The following is a 17,673-nucleotide window of genomic DNA, read 5'->3' on the forward strand; positions in this document are numbered from 1 at the left end:
AATTATTTTACAGCTACTATTCCTTCTCCGTTTTCTTTTTGACAGGAATTTTCAATTCTTTTCCCACTTCTAACTGATTGTCTTGTAAATTGTTATAACTTTTAATGATTGTAGCCCCATCTTCATTGGGAAAATACTGTTTCCCAATACTTTCAAATGTCTCACCTTCTTTTACAATATGCGTTTCAAATTTTTCTGACTGCTTCTTTTTTCCTTCACCATGTTTATTTGAATCGAAAAAAATCACTTCAAACGCATTTGTTCCAGGGACATCATTCTCTTTTGCACTTTTTACTTCGATATACTTATCCGTATACCATAAAATACTAAGTGGTAACAAAATAAATAAAAATGTTAAAACTCGAACAAAAAAGTGGTTAATCTTAAATTTAGATTTTTTCTTTTCTTTATTTCTATGAACCTCACTTCGCGGCGGTAAACCTTCTTCTGTTTGTTCTTCTTCCAATTCTTCTTCAAAATCGGGAATTTGTTTCCTCATGCTGTTCACCACCACCTTTCATTTATTTTCTTAATTGAAGTCCCATTATAAAATCAACAAGAAAGTGTGCAAAAATTGTTATAAACAAATTTCCTGTCCATTGAAACACATATCCAAATACAAAACTAATTATACATACAAAGCAAAATAAGAATGGCTTCATCACATATCGAATATGTAAAACAGCAAAAATAAGGCTCGCAATTACAAGTCCGAAATGCGTCTGTAACACACCCCGAAATAAAAATTCTTCAGCAAATCCAATAACAAACGTAATAACTAATAATTGTATGACAGAAATCCCTTGGAACATCCGCTCATTAATTCCACCATCATCAAACCACGATTCTGGGAACACTTGCATTGCAATATAATCAAATAAGATGACACCACCCGCAACTCCACTGCCTATTATAAGGATGGAAACAGGTTCCCATTTCCACATATCATAAAATTCATCCCTATTTGGAAATAATATACAGGCTGATGCGCAGCCAACACCTATTATTATTAATTGTGTTATATAGAGGTTAAGCCGTATTTCTTTCGGACCTATGTCTTCAATACTACGCCTTTGAATGTTCATCATTCCTCCGTTCTCTCATACCAAAGAGCAATTGTAACTCTGCTTCCCAATTATAGTCGAAAATTGATTGTCTTGCTTGTCTTTTTTTATAATCTTCTTTGGAAATACCGCAGTAGTCACAGCAGTTTTTCACCTCAGCTTCCTTCTTATATCCAAATTGATGTAGCATTTGTTCCCGTCTACACCCTTTAAACTGGAGCCACGATTTCATATTTTCTAATTGCCTATATTTATTCCGAAGACGCCCGTCCACTTCTAACATCAATTTTTTCATTTTCTCATCTGACAAGGATTCCATAATGAGCTTCTTCTGTTGTATGATTTTCATCTTTTCTAAATGATAACGTACAAAACGCCAATGCTGCTCACTAAACCTTGCGGCATTATAACAAATTTCTTCCACATCTTGCATTGGCAATACTTTCGTTTGGAACATCTTCTCTTGTAGTAAGGAAAATAAAAATTGAATTTGCTGTTTATTTGGTAATTCATCCTCAATGATAGAAACTGGTAGATCATGATCCAATGGACTACAAAGTAGAATCGCAATACTCATCTCTCCATCTCTTCCCGCTCTACCGATTTCTTGTAAATAAGAAGCAATATTTGCTGGATAATGAAAATGAATAATATATCTTGTATTTGGCTTGTTTACCCCCATACCAAATGCACTTGTACATATAACAAGCTGCAGTTGATCATTCATAAATTGCTGCTGAATTAACATCCGCTCTTCATGTTCCATTCCACCATGATAAAATGCAACATCTGCTATACCTTTACTCCTTAAATATTCTGTCAGGCGCTCCGTCCAAGCCCTGCTAGAACAATAAATAATTCCTGGTCCTTGTAAATAAGTAACTTGCGTGAGAAGCGCTTCCTTTTTTTCTTCTATTGTTTGTACAAATTGTACTTCCATTGCAATATTTGGACGATCAATCGAATACACATGCTCTGCTACAGTCGTAAGTTTTAAACTTTTTATAATATCTTGTAATACTTCTTTTGTTGCAGTAGCTGTTAATGCTAATACCGGAGGATGTCCAATAGCCGCTATAACTTGATCTAATTTTTTATAGTCTGTTCTAAAATCGTAACCCCATTGCGAAATACAATGTGCTTCATCAACGACAAATAGCGAAATATGAATCTTTTTTAGTTCTCTTATTATTGCTTCAGTTTGCAGCATTTCAGGCGAGACAAAAACAAATTTATAAGAAGATAATCTTTTTATCGCTTCTTTTTTCTCAGTTAATGTACGGAAACTATTAAACGCAATCACACGATCCTTTACTATATATTTAAGCTGCGTTACCTGATCTTCCATTAAGGATAGTAATGGAGAAACAATCAGTACTGTTCCATCTTGCATAAGACCTGGAAGTTGATAGCACATTGATTTTCCTCTTCCAGTTGGAAGCATCGCCACAACATCTTTTCCTTGCAACAAATCCACAATAACCTCTTTCTGCCCTTGACGAAATTCGTTATAACCAAACCACTTATACAGATAATCCTCAAGTCTCATTTACACCCTCCATCTGCGCTAACACAAGACGAATTTCAAAATAAGAAACTGTTTCTCCTACCGCTTGCTTTAATACACGCAACTTACGTGTTTGTAATGTTTCAATAATGCGCTGCACATGCTTAATTTTATTTTTCCCCATGAACATTTCAATAGAAAAATCTCGTTCTCGTAATGCAATTTCAACAAAATGATCCTCTATTGTTGCAACCTTTAAATTTCTAATTGTTGCAATCTCCTCTAAAGAACGCCCTTGTCTCCAAAGCTGATATGTTTTCTTTGTTGATAAACTAAACAAATCTGCCCTTTCATTCGGATAAGAAATAATCTCTGTTAATAATGGAAAATCTTTTTCATTATCTCGAACAGATTGAATAAAGAAATGAATGGTACCCCAAAATAAAAGATATACACGAAATACATCTTGGTTTGTAATTTCTGCAAGTTGTTTTAATGTATATCCAATCCGTTCATATCCTGTTAGTCGATATGTAAAAATTGTTGCTTCTATTGGCAAGGTATCTTTCAACAGCATATGTATCTCTTTCCATAAACCTTCCGCAAGTTTACTTCTTGCATACGGTATCCCGGTGAGAAACCGCTTGACCCACATCATTACCTCTGTATCTTGTTGAATAGGAATAAATTTCGCATTCTGTTGTTGTAAGTTTGACACAGTTTGAATAATTAATGAAAGTCGTTTCCAAAAGATTTCACCAATATCACCATAGTGTAAACCATGTAAATACTGTGGAAAAGAAAGTGTTTTTTTCCAAGTTTCCAGTTGTTCCTTTCCAGCATCAGTTAAAATGTACGTATTTCCATGTACATTCTGAATCCATTCTTTATGCAATACATGTTCAATTTCCTGATCATAATCAGAACGTTGTAATGATTTGTATATTCCAAACAGAAAAGAAATGTGAAATATATTTCCGTCTTGTAGTGTTTGTGAAGAACGTTTTCCTTTTAAAAGGTGATAAATGGAAGAAACAGTTCGTTCACCATTTAATTGTTTTATACAATACAATACAGTATATTGTAACTGCATCACCGCTTCCACCTTTCAATTACATTTATCTTGCTATGCGCTGGCAGTAACAGCCTAATTGGTGAAGGCCTCCCATCAGCCGGAGGTGAAAAGCTTCCATTGATGGAAGCTTCACTTTATATTGTCTATTGTATCAAACTGTACAGCATTTAGGCATTTTGAAAATCTTGTGAAATAAATCAAAAATAAGTTGACACTCTAATTGATAAGCATTATCATTATAATTTTATGTTGAAAAGTTTGAAAAACCGTTTTACAATAAGGTTATAATTTTTATGGCGACTATTTTCACATACATATTATCAGGAGGGAAAGAAATATGGCAAAATATACAATTGTTGATAAAGACACTTGCATCGCATGTGGAGCTTGCGGAGCTGCTGCACCAGACATTTATGACTACGATGATGAAGGTATTGCATTTGTAACATTAGATGATAACCAAGGTATCGTTGAAATTCCAGATGTATTAATTGACGACATGATGGACGCATTTGAAGGTTGCCCAACTGACTCAATTAAAGTTGCTGACGAATCATTCGATGGCGACGCTTTAAAATTCGAATAGTCTTTTTTATTAACTTCAAAAGATCCCCCTCATTTTATGAGGGGGATCTTTTGTTATTGATCTAACTCACAAATAAAAAGACCATCAGCGGTACTCTCCCGCTGATGGTCAAAGTTTCTATGCATTTTTCATTTTTGCAAATACCCACACTTTCAAACGTGAGAACAGCGCTACAAATACAACTGTTACAACAATTCCCTTAATTAAATTAAATGGCAGAATTGCCGCTACAATAATTTGTCGCATACCACTACTAGACATAGCAGGCTGATTTAAAAACCAAGTGTAAGCTGGTAAAATGATGAAATAATTTAACACACTCATAATGATAGACATAGTAACCGTCCCTAACATTAACCCTGTTGTTAAACTTTTTACTGTACGATACTTTCGGAATAAGAAAGTTGCTGGTCCAATAAATAAACATCCCGCAATAAAGTTCGCTATTTCTCCAACTGGAACCCCCGTTAAACTTCCTTGAATTCCATAGTGAAGAATATTTTTTATTCCTTCTACAACTACACCTGCAATCGGACTAAAAATAATCGCTGCAATTAAAGCTGGCACATCACTAAAGTCAATTTTTAAAAACGGCGGAAGTCCTGGAAATGGAAAATCCAACATCATAAGCAAATACGCAATACTACTAAGCATCGCTACACTTACCATTTGTACTACACTGTTCTTTTGTTTCATCATTCTCTCTCCTTTTCCATCGATCATCTCATGGAAAGTGGAAAGGTTCCGCTATGCCTATTTATTCATGATACGAAAAAACCCTTTGCGTATAACACAAAGGGAGAATTTTTAGGCACATCAAACAGACGTTCAAATACCTATCTTTTTTGAACGCTTGAACCTCCATCTTCTCCCATCCAGACTATACTGTCGGCTTTGGAATCTCACCAAATCCTGCCTTAACGGCTCGCGGGCTTAGAACGAAAAACAACTGTTCATCACCGCCGGTCGGGATTTTCACCCTGCCCCGAAGATAGACCGATATTCTATTTTCTTCACCATTATACAACAACATCATACAGTTGTGAATAAAAATGTTTATAACTTACGAATAGTAAGCATCACTCTATATAAGATTCGTCTTATTAATACTCAATAAAAAAGCTATCGAATTATTTGACAACACAATCCATATTTTTTACAATCTGACTTTTTCCCGCGTAATTCCCTAGTCATTCATACAGAAAAGTGATAAGATGTTGAATTGTTAAGATAAGAGCATTTTCTTAATACGGAGGAAATGTCATGAAGAAAGAAAAAAGACACTCTATTCAAGAAACCATGAAAAAAAACTTAAGAAAAGAATACTTTTATTTAAAAAAGGAATTACTTTTCTACTGTCCAATTGATTTAGGCGCATTTTCAAGAGAAACATACTATGCTACTTTTGACAAAGAAGGAATTAGTGTATATCAGTATGATAAAACAACAGAAAGTAAACTAAAGCTATGCGAGCGTCATCTGTGGAAAAGTTGGGATAAAGTGAAAATTGATCACTATTTAACAACATCACAATTTGTTTTCCAAGGAAAGCGTAATTGGATTCTTTCTCTCTTCCATAAAGGAAAAGAAGCCCAAAAAATAATAGAAGAACATACTTCTTTACAAACAGAAGTTGTTTCCCGATCCTTTTTGAAAAAGCTCCCTGGTTTTCGTTCCAATACAACTTTAAACAAATACATTGGTAGCATCTGTTATACCGCACTTATTGCATTTTTATTAAAATGGATTATTCCATTCCAACAAGTACAAGTTGCCTTGTATGCTTTTTCTATCGGTTGTATGCTTCTTGGTCTACTTTGCTTTACAATTGGACTAATTGAACCAACCATTGTATTATTTCGAACGAACGAAAAAACAAGAGCAAAGGTCTTTTATTATTATAGCTATTTAGCCATTTCTGGATTTATATGTGTCTTTATTTTTTGGTAAAAAAAAGAGCTAGTCCTACTAGCCCTTTTTTTAATTCATATATAATTTTTGATTTGGATAAATTCGATCTTGTTGTAATGCATTTTTTACTTTTATCTCATGAACAGTCATGCCAAACCTACGGGCAATACTGACCAATGTATCCCCTTTTTGCACAATATACATCGATGATGAAACCACTTGATCCCTTTCTTCGTTTAAAACAAACAATGGATTCATTGCATTTCTTTTCCCAAATGTCCAAGCACCTTTATGAACTTCTAAGTGCAGATGTGCACCTCGTGATTCACCTGTGTTTCCCACTTCACCAATTACCTCACCTCTTGTAATATGATTCCCTTGAAATACATATCTCTTATTTAGATGGGCGTAAACGGCCTCATATTCTCCATGCTTAATAAACACTACATTTCCATAACTATTTGAAAAATAGGATTTTGTCACCGTTCCACCTCGGATAGCTGCAATCGGCGTTCCGGTTGGAGCAGCTATATCAATACCATAGTGTTTTCCATTTCTTGTTCCAAAATAGTCACTAATTCTTCCATCTACCGGCCATGTCCATCGCCCGTCCTCAGCATAAACATATAATTGAGAACTAAAAAACAATCCAAAGACAAGTATCCCGACTTTTAAGCCTTTCATATACATCCTCCGTTTTTTAATAACCGCCACACTTTCTCTATTGTGGTATATTACGGAAAAAAGTATACAAAAAAGAAAGTGAATTACTCCACTTCCTTTTTACGAAAAACAATTGCACTTCGTTTATATTCAACATCTTTCACCATAAGGCGAGCATTTATCACCCTAGCTATTGCGAATAAATAATCAGATAATCGATTGACATATCGTAATACAACTTCATTTATTTCCTCTTGCTTTCCTAATGATACAATATTGCGCTCAGCTCTTCGCGTTACCGTACGTGTAACATGGATCACCGCAGATGCTGGGCTCCCGCCAGGTAAAATAAAACACTCTAATGGTGGCGCTTCTTCTATGTAGTGATCAATTCGTCCTTCTAAATATATGACCATTTCTTCTGTTACTTTATAAGGTAATTTTTGCTGCACAATTGCTAAATCCCCACCGCAATCAAACAATTCATGCTGAATCTTTTCAAGCTCCTCATGTATGTCTTGAAAGCATTCTTCTTGAAGCATAGTCATCGCATATCCAATATGAGAATTCGCCTCATCAATTGTTCCATATGCTTCTACACGAATATGATCTTTATCAACTCGTCCACCTATAATACTCGTTTGTCCTTTATCTCCTGTTTTCGTATATAGTTTCAAATATTCTACACCTCTCTTTTAAATTTTTATTCATTACACGATCCATCAAATGTAAGTATACATTGAAAAAACGGCTTAAACCTTTCTTTTTTTGATGAGAGAGAGCATCCGACTATGCGTAGAAACGATCAGTACCCTTTAGCCCCATGCCATGTGAAAACAGAAGGAGAAAATGAGCGGAGACCTTCTTTTGTTTTCATAGCCGTGACTTATATGCCAGCAAATCAACATGGATTTATTCTTTCCTTAGTCTAAGCTTCTTGTCTTTCAATCAGCTTTCATAGAGAGACTACCATCTACAAATAGTACAATAAAACAAAAAGCTCTAATATTCTTCATTCCATTGAGAAAATATTATAAACTCAAAAAGAATAAAAAATACTAGAACTTCAGTATTCGCTCACAACAATATCACTTATATTGATTGACCTGGTAAATATACAGAGAATATTGTTCCTTCTCCAACGACACTTGATATAGAAATTTTACCATTATGCCCTTGTACAATATTTTTAGCAATTGCAAGCCCTAAACCAGTACCACCTGTTTTCCCACGTGTTCTTGCTTTATCAGCTTTATAAAAACGATCAAACAAGAACGGAATGTCTTCTTCAGGAATACCAGCACCTGAATCTTGCACTTCAAACATGAGTCCATTATTTTTCGTATCAATAATAAGCTCAACATGACCACCTGCATTTGTATGCCTGATTGCATTGTCAATTAAGTTCGTTAATACTTGCTCCATACGATCTGGATCAAACGAATGTTGCTCAATTGGATTACGGAAATCAACTGTTAACTGCACATTTTTTTCTTTTGCAATCCCTTGAAATTTGCGTCCAATCTTCTCAACAAATGGATGAATATCCACTTCAGATATATGCAATTCAACATGACCACTTTCCATACGCGCTAAATCTAAAAGCTCATTCACAAGGCGACCTAAACGAACTGACTCATCATAAATAATTTGTACAAATTCATTTATTTCTTCTTTTGTTTGAACAATATCATCCAAGATTGCCTCACTATACCCTTGGAGCATAACCATCGGTGTGCGCAATTCATGAGACACATTCGCAATAAAATCTTGACGCATTTTTTCAAGGCGACGTTCTTCTGTCATATCACGAAGCACCGCCACAGCACCGCGAATTTTTGTTTGATTATATAGCGGCGTCATAAGGACAACGTAGTTACCCTTTTGTAAATTAATTTCAATGACTTGCTGTTGCTCACTTTCTACTACAAGATGAAACAACTCAACAAGTTCCGGCGGTAAATCCCTACTTAATTCCAACTCTTTTTCTTCTTGCCAAACTTGTAAAAAATGCTCCGCCGGCGGATTGATAACAACAACCTCACACTCTTGATTCAGCGTTACAACCCCATCTGCCATACTGCTTAAGATACTAGAAAGTTGTTCTTTTTCTTGCTGTAGTGCATTAATATTAAACTTTAATTGTTTTCCCATTTGATTTAACGCCGTTGCTAGCTCTCCTATCTCGTCTTGCGAAACCATAGGTGCTTTCGTATCAAATTTCCCGCGCGCTACTTCAAAGGCCACTTCACGCATTTTACGAAGTGGAGCTGTAATTCGTGTCGATAAGAAAAATGCAAAGAACGTTGTTAAAATAATCGCAATTCCCGCTGATAAAAAAATAAAATCTGTCGCTTTTTCCATACCTTGTTTCGGAACTTGCAATGATTGATACACAAACACCGCACTATGATTTGATGATTGCAGCGGCTTGCCAACAATCATAATATCATTTTCAGAGTTTTTCTTCGTTTTGTCATCAGACACTTTTTTTATTTTTTCTTTATTTTCTTTTTTATCTATAAAAACAGCTGCTAAATCTTTATCCTTTTTCAGATCTTCTATTGTAAGATCCACCAATCCTTCTTGTTTCGGTGAAGAAGAAACTTCATGATCCCCTTTTACAATAATAATTCGTGAGAGTGGATCGGCAAACTTATACGCAATATTCTCAATCGTCTTTTCGTCTGCACCTTCTTCTATTAATTCTGAAACACTTGTCGCTACTTTTGTAAGCCTTGTTTCACTCATTTCAATATAGTAATTATCAAAAAACTGTGAAAGCAAAATGGCAACAAAGCCAAGAACAAATGAAACAAGAAGCAATATGGTCATCCATAGCTTTCCTACTACACTTCTCCAAAGCATCAGTCGTTCACAACCTCAAACTTATAACCAACACCCCATACAGTTACGATCATCTTCGCTGCATCAGCTGATTTTTTACTTAATTTTTCACGTAAACGCTTTACGTGCGTATCTACTGTACGCAGGTCTCCAAAGAATTCATATTGCCATACCTCTTTTAATAATTGCTCACGATCAAATACTTTATCAGGAGCCTTTGCTAAAAATAGTAACAATTCATATTCCTTTGGTGTTAAATTGACTTCATCACCATCAGCAGTAACGCGATGCGCATCGTTATCAATTGTTAAATGCGGGAATACAATAATATCTTTTGTTGTTGTATCTTGTGTAAAGAATGTTGTTGTCACAGAACGTCGCAAGACCGCTTTTACACGAAGAACTACTTCACGTGGACTAAACGGCTTTACAATATAATCATCCGAGCCAACTTCAAATCCTTGCACCCTGTTTACTTCTTCACCTTTAGCTGTCAGCATAATAATTGGTGTTGCTTTTTTCTCGCGAATCCCTTTACACACTTCAATTCCATCTTTTCCAGGCATCATGATATCCAATAAGATTAAATCATAGTCATTTTGCAATGCTTTTTCTAAGGCTGTATCACCATTGTCAGCCTCATCGATTGTATATTGTTCTCTTTCTAAATACATTTTTAATAAACGACGAATACGATCTTCATCATCCACAATTAAAATTCTTGGTTCATTTTCCATTGCTTCCCGCTGCCCGAAAAAAACATGACAACGGTTCACACCTACCTCTCTACAATATAATACTGTTTTTACTTTTATCTCATAATAGATAATTCTAAAGCGTCCGACTTCCACCTTAACAATTATACTTCACAAGAATAATAAAGTTTGTTCATTTCTTTTCCAAAAATATGTATTTTTTTTGAACAGGACATTTAGTCCTCACATCATTTTACAAAATCAACCTTTATTTTGCCATGTTTTTCTCAAAAAAGAAAAGAAATTGACAAAAATAAAATAGGAAAGTGACAACCACTTTCCTATTTTATTACGTTTAACTAAACGGTATGTCCCTCTAAAAAAGAGAAAAAACCTTACGCATATGAGTGTAAACCAGCAATAATTAAGTTTACAGCTATAAAGTTAAACATTATAATGGCAAATCCAATTACCGCAAGCCATGCCGACTTCTCACCATGCCAACCTTTAGATAGACGTAAATGTAAAACTGCAGCATAAAAGAGCCATGTAATGAGTGCCCATACCTCTTTTGGATCCCACCCCCAAAAGCGCGTCCATGCAATTTGTGCCCAAATCATCGCAAAAATTAACGCTCCTAACGTAAAGATTGGGAATCCAATTGCAATAGATCGATATCCAATTTCATCAAGTAAATCACTGTTAACGTTTTTTACTACTGGCTGAAGGGCCGCTGATACTCTTTTTCGTAAAATTAATCTTAATATAATATATAGTCCCGTTCCAATAAGCAGTGACCAAATTACTGTATTTAATTTCTTTGCATTTATTATAGCAGGCATTTCTGCAATAGGTTCAAGTTTTCCAGTTGTTATTAACTTCCCTTCATGGGGTCCAACTAGTGCAGGCAGATTATATTTCATCTCGACTTTTTGTTCATTTTTATCCACCCATTGAAACTTTGCTTCATATTTCGTTGCCGAATAAACTGTTGTTACCGCTATGAATCCGACAGCGCAAACGAGTGTAAACACAACTGTTTCTAACCAAAATGTCCGTTTCGTCCTTTTTGACTGATCTACATTTTTAAGCAAATATATGACACCTGTAATAAAACTAATTGCTAAAATAGCTTGTCCAGCTGCCGCCGTTGTTACATGAATATGTAGCCAATTACTTTTCAACGATGGAATAAGCGGTGAAATTTCTCTCGGAAACATACTTGCATATGCAATTAATAAAAGGGCTACTGGTAAAGCGAATAGTCCGACTATACTTACACGATACATGAAATACATAACAATAAAAGCACCAACAAGCATCATGCCGAAGAATGTACCAAACTCAAAGAAATTACTTACTGGTGCATGCCCTGAAGCGATCCACCTTGTTACAAAGTATACAGTTTGAGCGACAAATCCTAAAATCGTTATAGTTATACCTACATTCGCCCACTTCCGCCCTTTTTCTTTAATTGCTCCTCCAAAGAACAGTGTTGCAATTAAATATAAGATGAAAGCCGCAAATAGAAAATTACTACTTATTTGCACCATATATTCTCCCCGCCTTAACTATTTTTTTGATCATTCACTTTGTCATATGGCTGTGGAATTGTTGTTCCTTCAAGTACTTTCTCAATATCTTTCCGCAAACCAAACCAGTTTTTATTTGTATGGCCAGCAATCCACCATTCATCTTTAACACGTTGTATCCAGATACGACGATGATTCCAATACATCCCTTGAATCACACCAACCATGAAAATAAATCCTCCGATTCCAAGAATCCACAGTGTCAAATCTTTTCTTACAATAAGCCCTGTTGCATTTCGCATTTCTACTCCTGCAAAGGTCATTTTATATTGATTGTTTCCTTCAGGTTCTATGTTTTGTTGTATACCTACAAAACTCACTTCCCCTTCTGGCGTCTCTGGTGTAAACATTTTAAAAACAAAAGCTGGGTTATTTGGAATCTTTGTTTTTGTATTCGGCTGACCATTCTCATCAAAATAAAAATCAGGAAAATAACTTAATAATTTTATAGAATACCCATCTCCTAAATCGTATGTTTCTTTTGGATTTTCCAAGTTAACTTTAATGGGGTTCCATTTTTGCTGATTGTCTTTTTTCTGTAAAGAAAAAGACATACTACCAAATTCATTTTCTTTAAAATCTAGTTGATATAGAGCAAACTGATCAAATTTTAACGGTTCATTCACCTTAATTTTAGATTCCTTTACCTTTTCTAACTTTGGTTTTTGTCCAGCTAAATTTTCGCCTACAGCTTTATACAACACAGCATTCGTTTGGTAATTTTTAGCGATCATTTTGTCGCCTACACGCTCAATCGCATCATTAAATACTTTATCATCTTTGCTCTTGTCATAAACTTCTTTTATAAATTTCTCGTTCTTCAAATAATATTTCCCATCAGTTCCTGGGATCTCTTTTGTTTCCCCATCACGTAGCCACAGCGCTTCATCCACATACATACTTGGAAGAAAACGTAGCATTGCTCCGAATAGAAAAATGATAAGACCGATATGATTCACATATGGACCCCAGCGAGAGAATCTTCCTTTTTCCGCTAAAATATTTTCGCCTTCGACTCTTACATTGTAATTTTTTTTCTTTAAATTGGCTTGAATCTGTTCTAGATCCCCCTCTTTCGGAGAGCCTGTCCCATACAATCGTTGTCTCTTTAAAAAACTTGGGTGTCTTTTTACACCCTGCTTTTTTAAAGCTTTATAAAGCGGAATTACACGATCTAAACTACATATCACAAGTGACACACCAATCGACGCAATTAAAATTATATACCACCATGAGCTATATAATTTATTAAAACCCAATTGGTAATATAGTTGTCCAAGAAAACCATATTCCTGTTCATAATATTCACTTGGTGTAACACCTGGAGGTATATACATTTCTTGCGGAAATATGGTTCCAACTGCTGATGTTAATAGAGTGATAACAATGAGCCATATCCCCACCTTTACGGAAGAAAAAAAACTCCACACTTTATCTACTATCGTTCTCGTATGAGTAAGAGAGCGCCGGGCACTCCCCTCATATCGCATATCTAATAACCTCGTATCTTCCTTGTTTTCAAAAGGTTTCCCGCAAGCTTCACAAAAAATTGTGCCTATTGGATTTACATGTCCACATTCACACTTTATCTGTTCCAATATTCTCACCGCCTCTTGTTTCTATTTATCATTGTATCTTCCAAGTGTAAGTTACCGCAATACTCAGAATTTTCAAGAGAGGTACTAAGACGAAGCAAAGCACCTTCATCTATCAAACTCTTTTACTATTCGTTATGTAAAGGCTTTCTTTACTAAGGAGTAATTTTCTTTAAATATTCCTCCATTTGTTCCTTTGTTTGTGTACCAGTAATTTTCTCGATTACATTTCCTTCTTTATCAATTAAAAATGTTGTTGGCAGTGGACCAACGCCATATGTACCAATTATTTCTTGCCCTTTATCAATTGCAACAGGGAACTTTAATCCATATTGATTCACAAAATTTTTCACCGCAATATTCGTTTCATCTGCATCTAATGCGATGATTTCAACGCCTTTTTCTTTATATTTAGGATATAATTCATTCATATAAGGCATCTCTTTTTCACATGGTTTGCACCACGTTCCCCAAAAATTTAAAAATACACCTTTTCCTTTCAGGTCATTTAGCTCGATTTTTTTTCCTTCTAAATCTGAAACAACAAAGTTAGGTGCTTTTTTCCCGATTTGCATTTTTTCCTTATCAACAAAAAAACCTTGATAAAGTGTGAATCCTACTGCCACGCTTAAAATAAGCAAAATGAGAATGCGAAATAGTAAGCGATTCTTCTTCATACTCTCTCCCCTCTCTTTGATGAATTTATATGTAAAAAATTTCTGTAACTACTAACTTGTCCTTTACTTCAAGCATTTGTTTATTTTAATATATATGCCTCCATAATCACTCACCAAAACGATCGGTTCAACTAATCATCCATAGGGGATAAAATCCCCCCACGGATGGAAGTTTCACTTTACCACTTATCTCGGTTTTGTAGAAGCAAGCGCACGTAATTGTTTTACTTCATGAGGTGATAACTCTCTTGCATCACCAGGGCGTAGACTTCCTGCTTCTAAGAAAGCATAACGTTCACGTTTTAATTTCATTACTTTACAGCCAAGCGCTTCAAACATACGACGAACTTGACGATTACGTCCTTCATGGATCGTTAATTGTACAATAGCCATCTCTTTACGCTTATCCCAAGAAAGGATTTTCACACGTGCTGGTGCTGTCTTTCCATCTTCTAATACAACACCTTTTTCTAACATGCGAATTTTCTCTCCTGTTAATGGGCCTTTTACTTTTGCAACATATGTTTTCTCAACTTTATATTTTGGATGCATCAATATGTTTGCAAAATCACCATCGTTTGTCATAAGGAGTACGCCAGACGTATCATAGTCTAAACGACCAATTGGGAATAGGCGCTGTCTGATTTCAGGGAAAAAGTCTGTAACAACTTTTCTTCCTTTGTCATCTGATACGCTCGAAATTACGCCAGTTGGTTTATATAGTAAGAAATAAATTGGTTCTTCTTTTTCAAGAGGGATATTATTTACTTCTACTTTATCTTGAGGAGTTACCTTCGTCCCTAACTCAGTCACTACTTTACCGTTAACTTTAACTTTTCCTTGCTGAATAAGTTCTTCAGCTTTTCTTCTTGATGCAATTCCTGCTTGCGCAATCACTTTTTGTAATCGTTCCATTTCCACTATTCACCTCAAATTTATCTTACCTTCATTAGAAGGAGTTGGCAACCGCCAGAACATATAGCAGCCAGCCTAACATATCGTAAACAACATAGCTATGTTTCTAAACTTATAAAGGCCGAATTCGGTTTCAATTCTTTATTATTGTTTACCCTCATATAGTTGTTCACAACAAAAGTTCATTATTTTGTCAAAAATATCCCACAAAAAAACCACTATTAAGCCTACCCTTAATAGTGGTCGTATACGTATTATAAGCGAATTGACTCAAAAAATGAATACCGATTACTGAAACAATAAAGAAACAAACACAATAGAACAAATAATCCCAATTAAATCTGCAAACAACCCTACCTTTAAAGCATCACCCATTCTACGAATACCAACAGCTCCAAAGTACACTGTTAAAATATAAAACGTTGTATCTGTACTTCCTTGCATTGTAGAAGCGAGCCTACCAATAAATGAATCTGGTCCATATGTAGCAATTAAATCTGTAGTAATACTTAATCCTGCCGAACCAGAAATGGGGCGTATGAGCGCAAGTGGTACAATTTCTGCTGGCACGTGAATCATATCCAACATTGGCTTCATTACAGAAATCATGGCATCTAAAGCCCCAGATGCCCTGAAAATAGAAATGGATACGAGCATCCCCACCATAAATGGTAAAATAGAAATAGCAATTTGGATTCCTTCTTTCCCACCTTCTACAAATGATTCGTACGTTGGAACTTTTTTTATCGTGCCATATAATAGAATAAAACCAATCACACAAGGTATCACCCATAATGAAATTGTATTAACAATACTCACTTTTTCCGCCCCTTTCTACTCCGTCTGCGGTAAAAATAGCGGTCAATCCAAATAGCCCCAATCATCGATAGTACTTGTGCAATAAACGTGACACCAACAATTTCAGTCGGATTCGCCGATTCATACGTCATTCGGATTGAAATCACAGTAGTCGGTATCAATGTAATTGCGGATGTATTCAAAGCTAAAAATGTCACCATAGAACGACTTGCTGAATCCTTTCCTCCATTCAGTTCCTTAAGTTGTTCCATCGCTTTAATACCAAGTGGCGTCGCTGCATTTCCTAACCCAAAAAAGTTTGCCATCATATTTGACAAAATAAATCCCATCGAAGGATGATCCTTTGGTACTTCTGGAAACAATCTTTTTACAACTGGCATAAAAAATGAGACTAATTTCTTTAATAAGCCCGCTTCTTCAGCAATCTTCATTAACCCTAGCCAAAAGACTAAAACACTAATCAGCCCAATACAAATGGTTACTGCATCTTTTGACCCTTCAAAGACTGCTTTATTCACTTCCTCCATCGTTCCGTTTATCATCGCATATACAATCCCAATAACCGCCATCGCCACCCATACGAGGTTAACCATCTGTTCCAACACCTAACATATGAGAGAAGATTTCTATCACATCATTCCAATATACTCCAGTTGTAGCAACCAACTTTCGCTTACTATAAAACAAATTACGTTCCCCTACTTTTTCTTCATTAATATAAACTATTGTCTTACCGACTTTCTCTCCATCTACTAATTTTGCACTCCTATCAAGTTCAACCTTTAGCATAACCTGTTTCTTCTCATCTTTCGTTAGCGGTATAGCGAAATCATTTTTTATATAAACATGATTTGTATACTTCTTTTCCTGCAGGCCAGAGAGCGCTCCTTGCCCTAGAACCTTCGTTAACTCATATTGCTTAAACCCTTGATCAAACAAATACATATGGTCGTCCCAATCATTAGACGCATTAAGTGTCACTACAATTAAATCTAATCCATCTTTCGAAGCTGTTGTAACAAGTGTACGCCCTGCTTTTTTTGTAAATCCCGTCTTGCCTCCTGTTGCAAATTCATAATAAGAAGTTACAAGTTTATGCTTGTTTTTCCATGGATAATCCCACATTTTCGATTGATATGTTTTTGTTCCGAAAATTTTTCGAAACGTTTCATTTCCCATTGCATAACGTGTTAAAAGTGCCATATCATATGCAGACGAATAGTGCGTTCCATCCCCATCTAGACCATGTGGATTTGAAAAATGTGTATCTTTCATTCCTATTTGTTTCGCCTTTTCGTTCATCAAATAAACAAACCCCTCTATGCTTCCCCCAACATTTTCAGCAATTGCTTGTGCTGCATCATTACCGGAACGAAGCATTAAACCATAAACTAAATCCTCTAGCGGTACTTTTTTTCCAGGTTGTAAATAAATTGCCGACCCCTCTACTCGAACAGCCTTATCGCTAATAGGTACAGCTTCTTTCATTTTCCCTGATTCGGCAGCGAGTAAGGCAGTCATAATTTTCGTGATGCTAGCAATTTTTTGTGATTCATGTTCTAACTTTCCATATAACACACGTCCTGAATGTTCTTCCATCAATATGGCATTATGGGCGCTTACATCATTCATTTGTGCATATGTATGAATCGGTATAACACTTGCACACATTATAATAAGTGCAATGACAATCCAAGTTCGTCTCATATTTCCCCACGTCCTTTTGG

Annotated in this window: 18 protein-coding genes and 1 riboswitch; of the genes, 2 read left to right on the forward strand and 16 right to left on the reverse strand. The window is 35.5% G+C overall.

The window, feature by feature from the left end:
* Window positions 1–16: 16 nt before the first annotated feature.
* Genes MHH45_RS08825 through MHH45_RS08840 form a run of 4 tightly spaced genes read right to left on the reverse strand, consistent with a single transcriptional unit; the run spans window position 17 to window position 3,664 of the window.
* Window positions 17–499 carry a LysM peptidoglycan-binding domain-containing protein gene (locus MHH45_RS08825; protein ID WP_016114073.1) on the reverse strand — a complete coding sequence of 161 codons (483 nt, stop codon included), beginning with the start codon at window positions 497–499 and terminating at the stop codon, window positions 17–19.
* Between the two features lie 22 nt (window positions 500–521).
* Complete coding sequence (locus MHH45_RS08830) at window positions 522–1,085, reverse strand: CPBP family intramembrane glutamic endopeptidase (protein WP_016114072.1); 564 nt, start codon at window positions 1,083–1,085, stop codon at window positions 522–524.
* Complete coding sequence (locus MHH45_RS08835; RefSeq protein ID WP_016114071.1) at window positions 1,066–2,613, reverse strand: RecQ family ATP-dependent DNA helicase; 1,548 nt, start codon at window positions 2,611–2,613, stop codon at window positions 1,066–1,068. Before MHH45_RS08835 ends, MHH45_RS08830 begins: the two co-directional genes overlap by 20 nt.
* Window positions 2,603–3,664, reverse strand: a complete 1,062-nt coding sequence (locus tag MHH45_RS08840; RefSeq protein WP_088094152.1) for a helix-turn-helix domain-containing protein — start codon at window positions 3,662–3,664, stop codon at window positions 2,603–2,605. The genes MHH45_RS08835 and MHH45_RS08840 overlap by 11 nt, the downstream gene beginning before the upstream one ends.
* Before the next feature lie 319 nt (window positions 3,665–3,983).
* Here MHH45_RS08840 and MHH45_RS08845 point away from each other — a divergent pair, with 319 nt between their 5' ends.
* Window positions 3,984–4,232: a ferredoxin gene (locus MHH45_RS08845; protein ID WP_003206564.1), complete on the forward strand. Its 249-nt coding sequence runs from the start codon at window positions 3,984–3,986 to the stop codon at window positions 4,230–4,232.
* Between the two features lie 117 nt (window positions 4,233–4,349).
* Here MHH45_RS08845 and MHH45_RS08850 read toward each other — a convergent pair whose 3' ends face one another.
* Entirely contained in the window at window positions 4,350–4,928 is a 579-nt protein-coding gene (locus MHH45_RS08850; RefSeq protein ID WP_016114069.1) for an ECF transporter S component, read from the reverse strand.
* Between the two features lie 163 nt (window positions 4,929–5,091).
* A riboswitch (FMN riboswitch) is annotated at window positions 5,092–5,229 on the reverse strand.
* 266 nt (window positions 5,230–5,495) lie between these two features.
* Here MHH45_RS08850 and MHH45_RS08855 point away from each other — a divergent pair.
* The gene (locus MHH45_RS08855; RefSeq protein WP_016114068.1) at window positions 5,496–6,182 is read left to right on the forward strand and encodes a hypothetical protein; all 687 of its coding nucleotides are present in this window, start codon (window positions 5,496–5,498) and stop codon (window positions 6,180–6,182) included.
* Window positions 6,183–6,212: 30 nt separating this feature from the next.
* On the opposite strand, the gene MHH45_RS08860 is transcribed toward MHH45_RS08855, so the two are convergent.
* The 11 genes from MHH45_RS08860 to MHH45_RS08910 form a co-directional block, all read right to left on the reverse strand.
* A complete protein-coding gene (locus MHH45_RS08860; protein WP_016114067.1) occupies window positions 6,213–6,827 on the reverse strand; it encodes a peptidoglycan DD-metalloendopeptidase family protein in 615 nt (204 codons plus the stop codon).
* Window positions 6,828–6,910: 83 nt separating this feature from the next.
* Entirely contained in the window at window positions 6,911–7,483 is a 573-nt protein-coding gene (locus MHH45_RS08865) for a cob(I)yrinic acid a,c-diamide adenosyltransferase (protein WP_016114066.1), read from the reverse strand.
* Window positions 7,484–7,898: 415 nt separating this feature from the next.
* Window positions 7,899–9,674, reverse strand: coding sequence for an ATP-binding protein (locus MHH45_RS08870; protein WP_088094151.1), 1,776 nt, complete (start codon window positions 9,672–9,674; stop codon window positions 7,899–7,901).
* On the reverse strand, window positions 9,674–10,390 hold the full coding sequence (resD, locus tag MHH45_RS08875; protein ID WP_026008430.1) for a DNA-binding response regulator ResD: 717 nt from the start codon (window positions 10,388–10,390) through the stop codon (window positions 9,674–9,676). Before resD ends, MHH45_RS08870 begins: the two co-directional genes overlap by 1 nt.
* A gap of 353 nt (window positions 10,391–10,743) precedes the next feature.
* Complete coding sequence (gene ccsB, locus MHH45_RS08880; RefSeq protein ID WP_016132642.1) at window positions 10,744–11,901, reverse strand: c-type cytochrome biogenesis protein CcsB; 1,158 nt, start codon at window positions 11,899–11,901, stop codon at window positions 10,744–10,746.
* Between the two features lie 14 nt (window positions 11,902–11,915).
* A complete protein-coding gene (locus MHH45_RS08885) occupies window positions 11,916–13,541 on the reverse strand; it encodes a cytochrome c biogenesis protein ResB (RefSeq protein WP_033671058.1) in 1,626 nt (541 codons plus the stop codon).
* Between the two features lie 149 nt (window positions 13,542–13,690).
* Window positions 13,691–14,212 carry a thiol-disulfide oxidoreductase ResA gene (gene resA / locus MHH45_RS08890; protein WP_016114061.1) on the reverse strand — a complete coding sequence of 174 codons (522 nt, stop codon included), beginning with the start codon at window positions 14,210–14,212 and terminating at the stop codon, window positions 13,691–13,693.
* A gap of 186 nt (window positions 14,213–14,398) precedes the next feature.
* Window positions 14,399–15,127 (reverse strand): 23S rRNA pseudouridine(2605) synthase RluB, encoded by a 729-nt coding sequence (rluB, locus tag MHH45_RS08895; RefSeq protein WP_016114060.1) that lies wholly within the window; start codon window positions 15,125–15,127, stop codon window positions 14,399–14,401.
* A gap of 288 nt (window positions 15,128–15,415) precedes the next feature.
* Window positions 15,416–15,946 carry a spore maturation protein SpmB gene (gene spmB / locus MHH45_RS08900; RefSeq protein WP_016114059.1) on the reverse strand — a complete coding sequence of 177 codons (531 nt, stop codon included), beginning with the start codon at window positions 15,944–15,946 and terminating at the stop codon, window positions 15,416–15,418.
* A complete protein-coding gene (gene spmA / locus MHH45_RS08905; protein WP_016114058.1) occupies window positions 15,943–16,539 on the reverse strand; it encodes a spore maturation protein SpmA in 597 nt (198 codons plus the stop codon). The genes spmB and spmA overlap by 4 nt, the downstream gene beginning before the upstream one ends.
* A complete protein-coding gene (locus tag MHH45_RS08910; RefSeq protein WP_016114057.1) occupies window positions 16,532–17,653 on the reverse strand; it encodes a D-alanyl-D-alanine carboxypeptidase family protein in 1,122 nt (373 codons plus the stop codon). Before MHH45_RS08910 ends, spmA begins: the two co-directional genes overlap by 8 nt.
* Between the last annotated feature and the right edge of the window lie 20 nt (window positions 17,654–17,673).

Origin of the sequence: Bacillus sp. FSL K6-0042 (assembly GCF_038006685.1) — a bacterium.
Classification (GTDB): Bacteria; Bacillota; Bacilli; order Bacillales; family Bacillaceae_G; genus Bacillus_A; species Bacillus_A pseudomycoides.

Coding starts and splice junctions, on each gene's coding strand:
- MHH45_RS08825 (WP_016114073.1), bottom strand. CDS start 499: ATGAGGAAACAAATTCCCGATTTTGAAGAAGAATTGGAAGAAGAACAA.
- MHH45_RS08830 (WP_016114072.1), bottom strand. CDS start 1,085: ATGAACATTCAAAGGCGTAGTATTGAAGACATAGGTCCGAAAGAAATA.
- MHH45_RS08835 (WP_016114071.1), bottom strand. CDS start 2,613: ATGAGACTTGAGGATTATCTGTATAAGTGGTTTGGTTATAACGAATTT.
- MHH45_RS08840 (WP_088094152.1), bottom strand. CDS start 3,664: ATGCAGTTACAATATACTGTATTGTATTGTATAAAACAATTAAATGGT.
- MHH45_RS08845 (WP_003206564.1), top strand. CDS start 3,984: ATGGCAAAATATACAATTGTTGATAAAGACACTTGCATCGCATGTGGA.
- MHH45_RS08850 (WP_016114069.1), bottom strand. CDS start 4,928: ATGAAACAAAAGAACAGTGTAGTACAAATGGTAAGTGTAGCGATGCTT.
- MHH45_RS08855 (WP_016114068.1), top strand. CDS start 5,496: ATGAAGAAAGAAAAAAGACACTCTATTCAAGAAACCATGAAAAAAAAC.
- MHH45_RS08860 (WP_016114067.1), bottom strand. CDS start 6,827: ATGAAAGGCTTAAAAGTCGGGATACTTGTCTTTGGATTGTTTTTTAGT.
- MHH45_RS08870 (WP_088094151.1), bottom strand. CDS start 9,674: ATGCTTTGGAGAAGTGTAGTAGGAAAGCTATGGATGACCATATTGCTT.
- resD (WP_026008430.1), bottom strand. CDS start 10,390: ATGGAAAATGAACCAAGAATTTTAATTGTGGATGATGAAGATCGTATT.
- ccsB (WP_016132642.1), bottom strand. CDS start 11,901: ATGGTGCAAATAAGTAGTAATTTTCTATTTGCGGCTTTCATCTTATAT.
- resA (WP_016114061.1), bottom strand. CDS start 14,212: ATGAAGAAGAATCGCTTACTATTTCGCATTCTCATTTTGCTTATTTTA.
- rluB (WP_016114060.1), bottom strand. CDS start 15,127: ATGGAACGATTACAAAAAGTGATTGCGCAAGCAGGAATTGCATCAAGA.
- spmA (WP_016114058.1), bottom strand. CDS start 16,539: ATGGTTAACCTCGTATGGGTGGCGATGGCGGTTATTGGGATTGTATAT.
- MHH45_RS08910 (WP_016114057.1), bottom strand. CDS start 17,653: ATGAGACGAACTTGGATTGTCATTGCACTTATTATAATGTGTGCAAGT.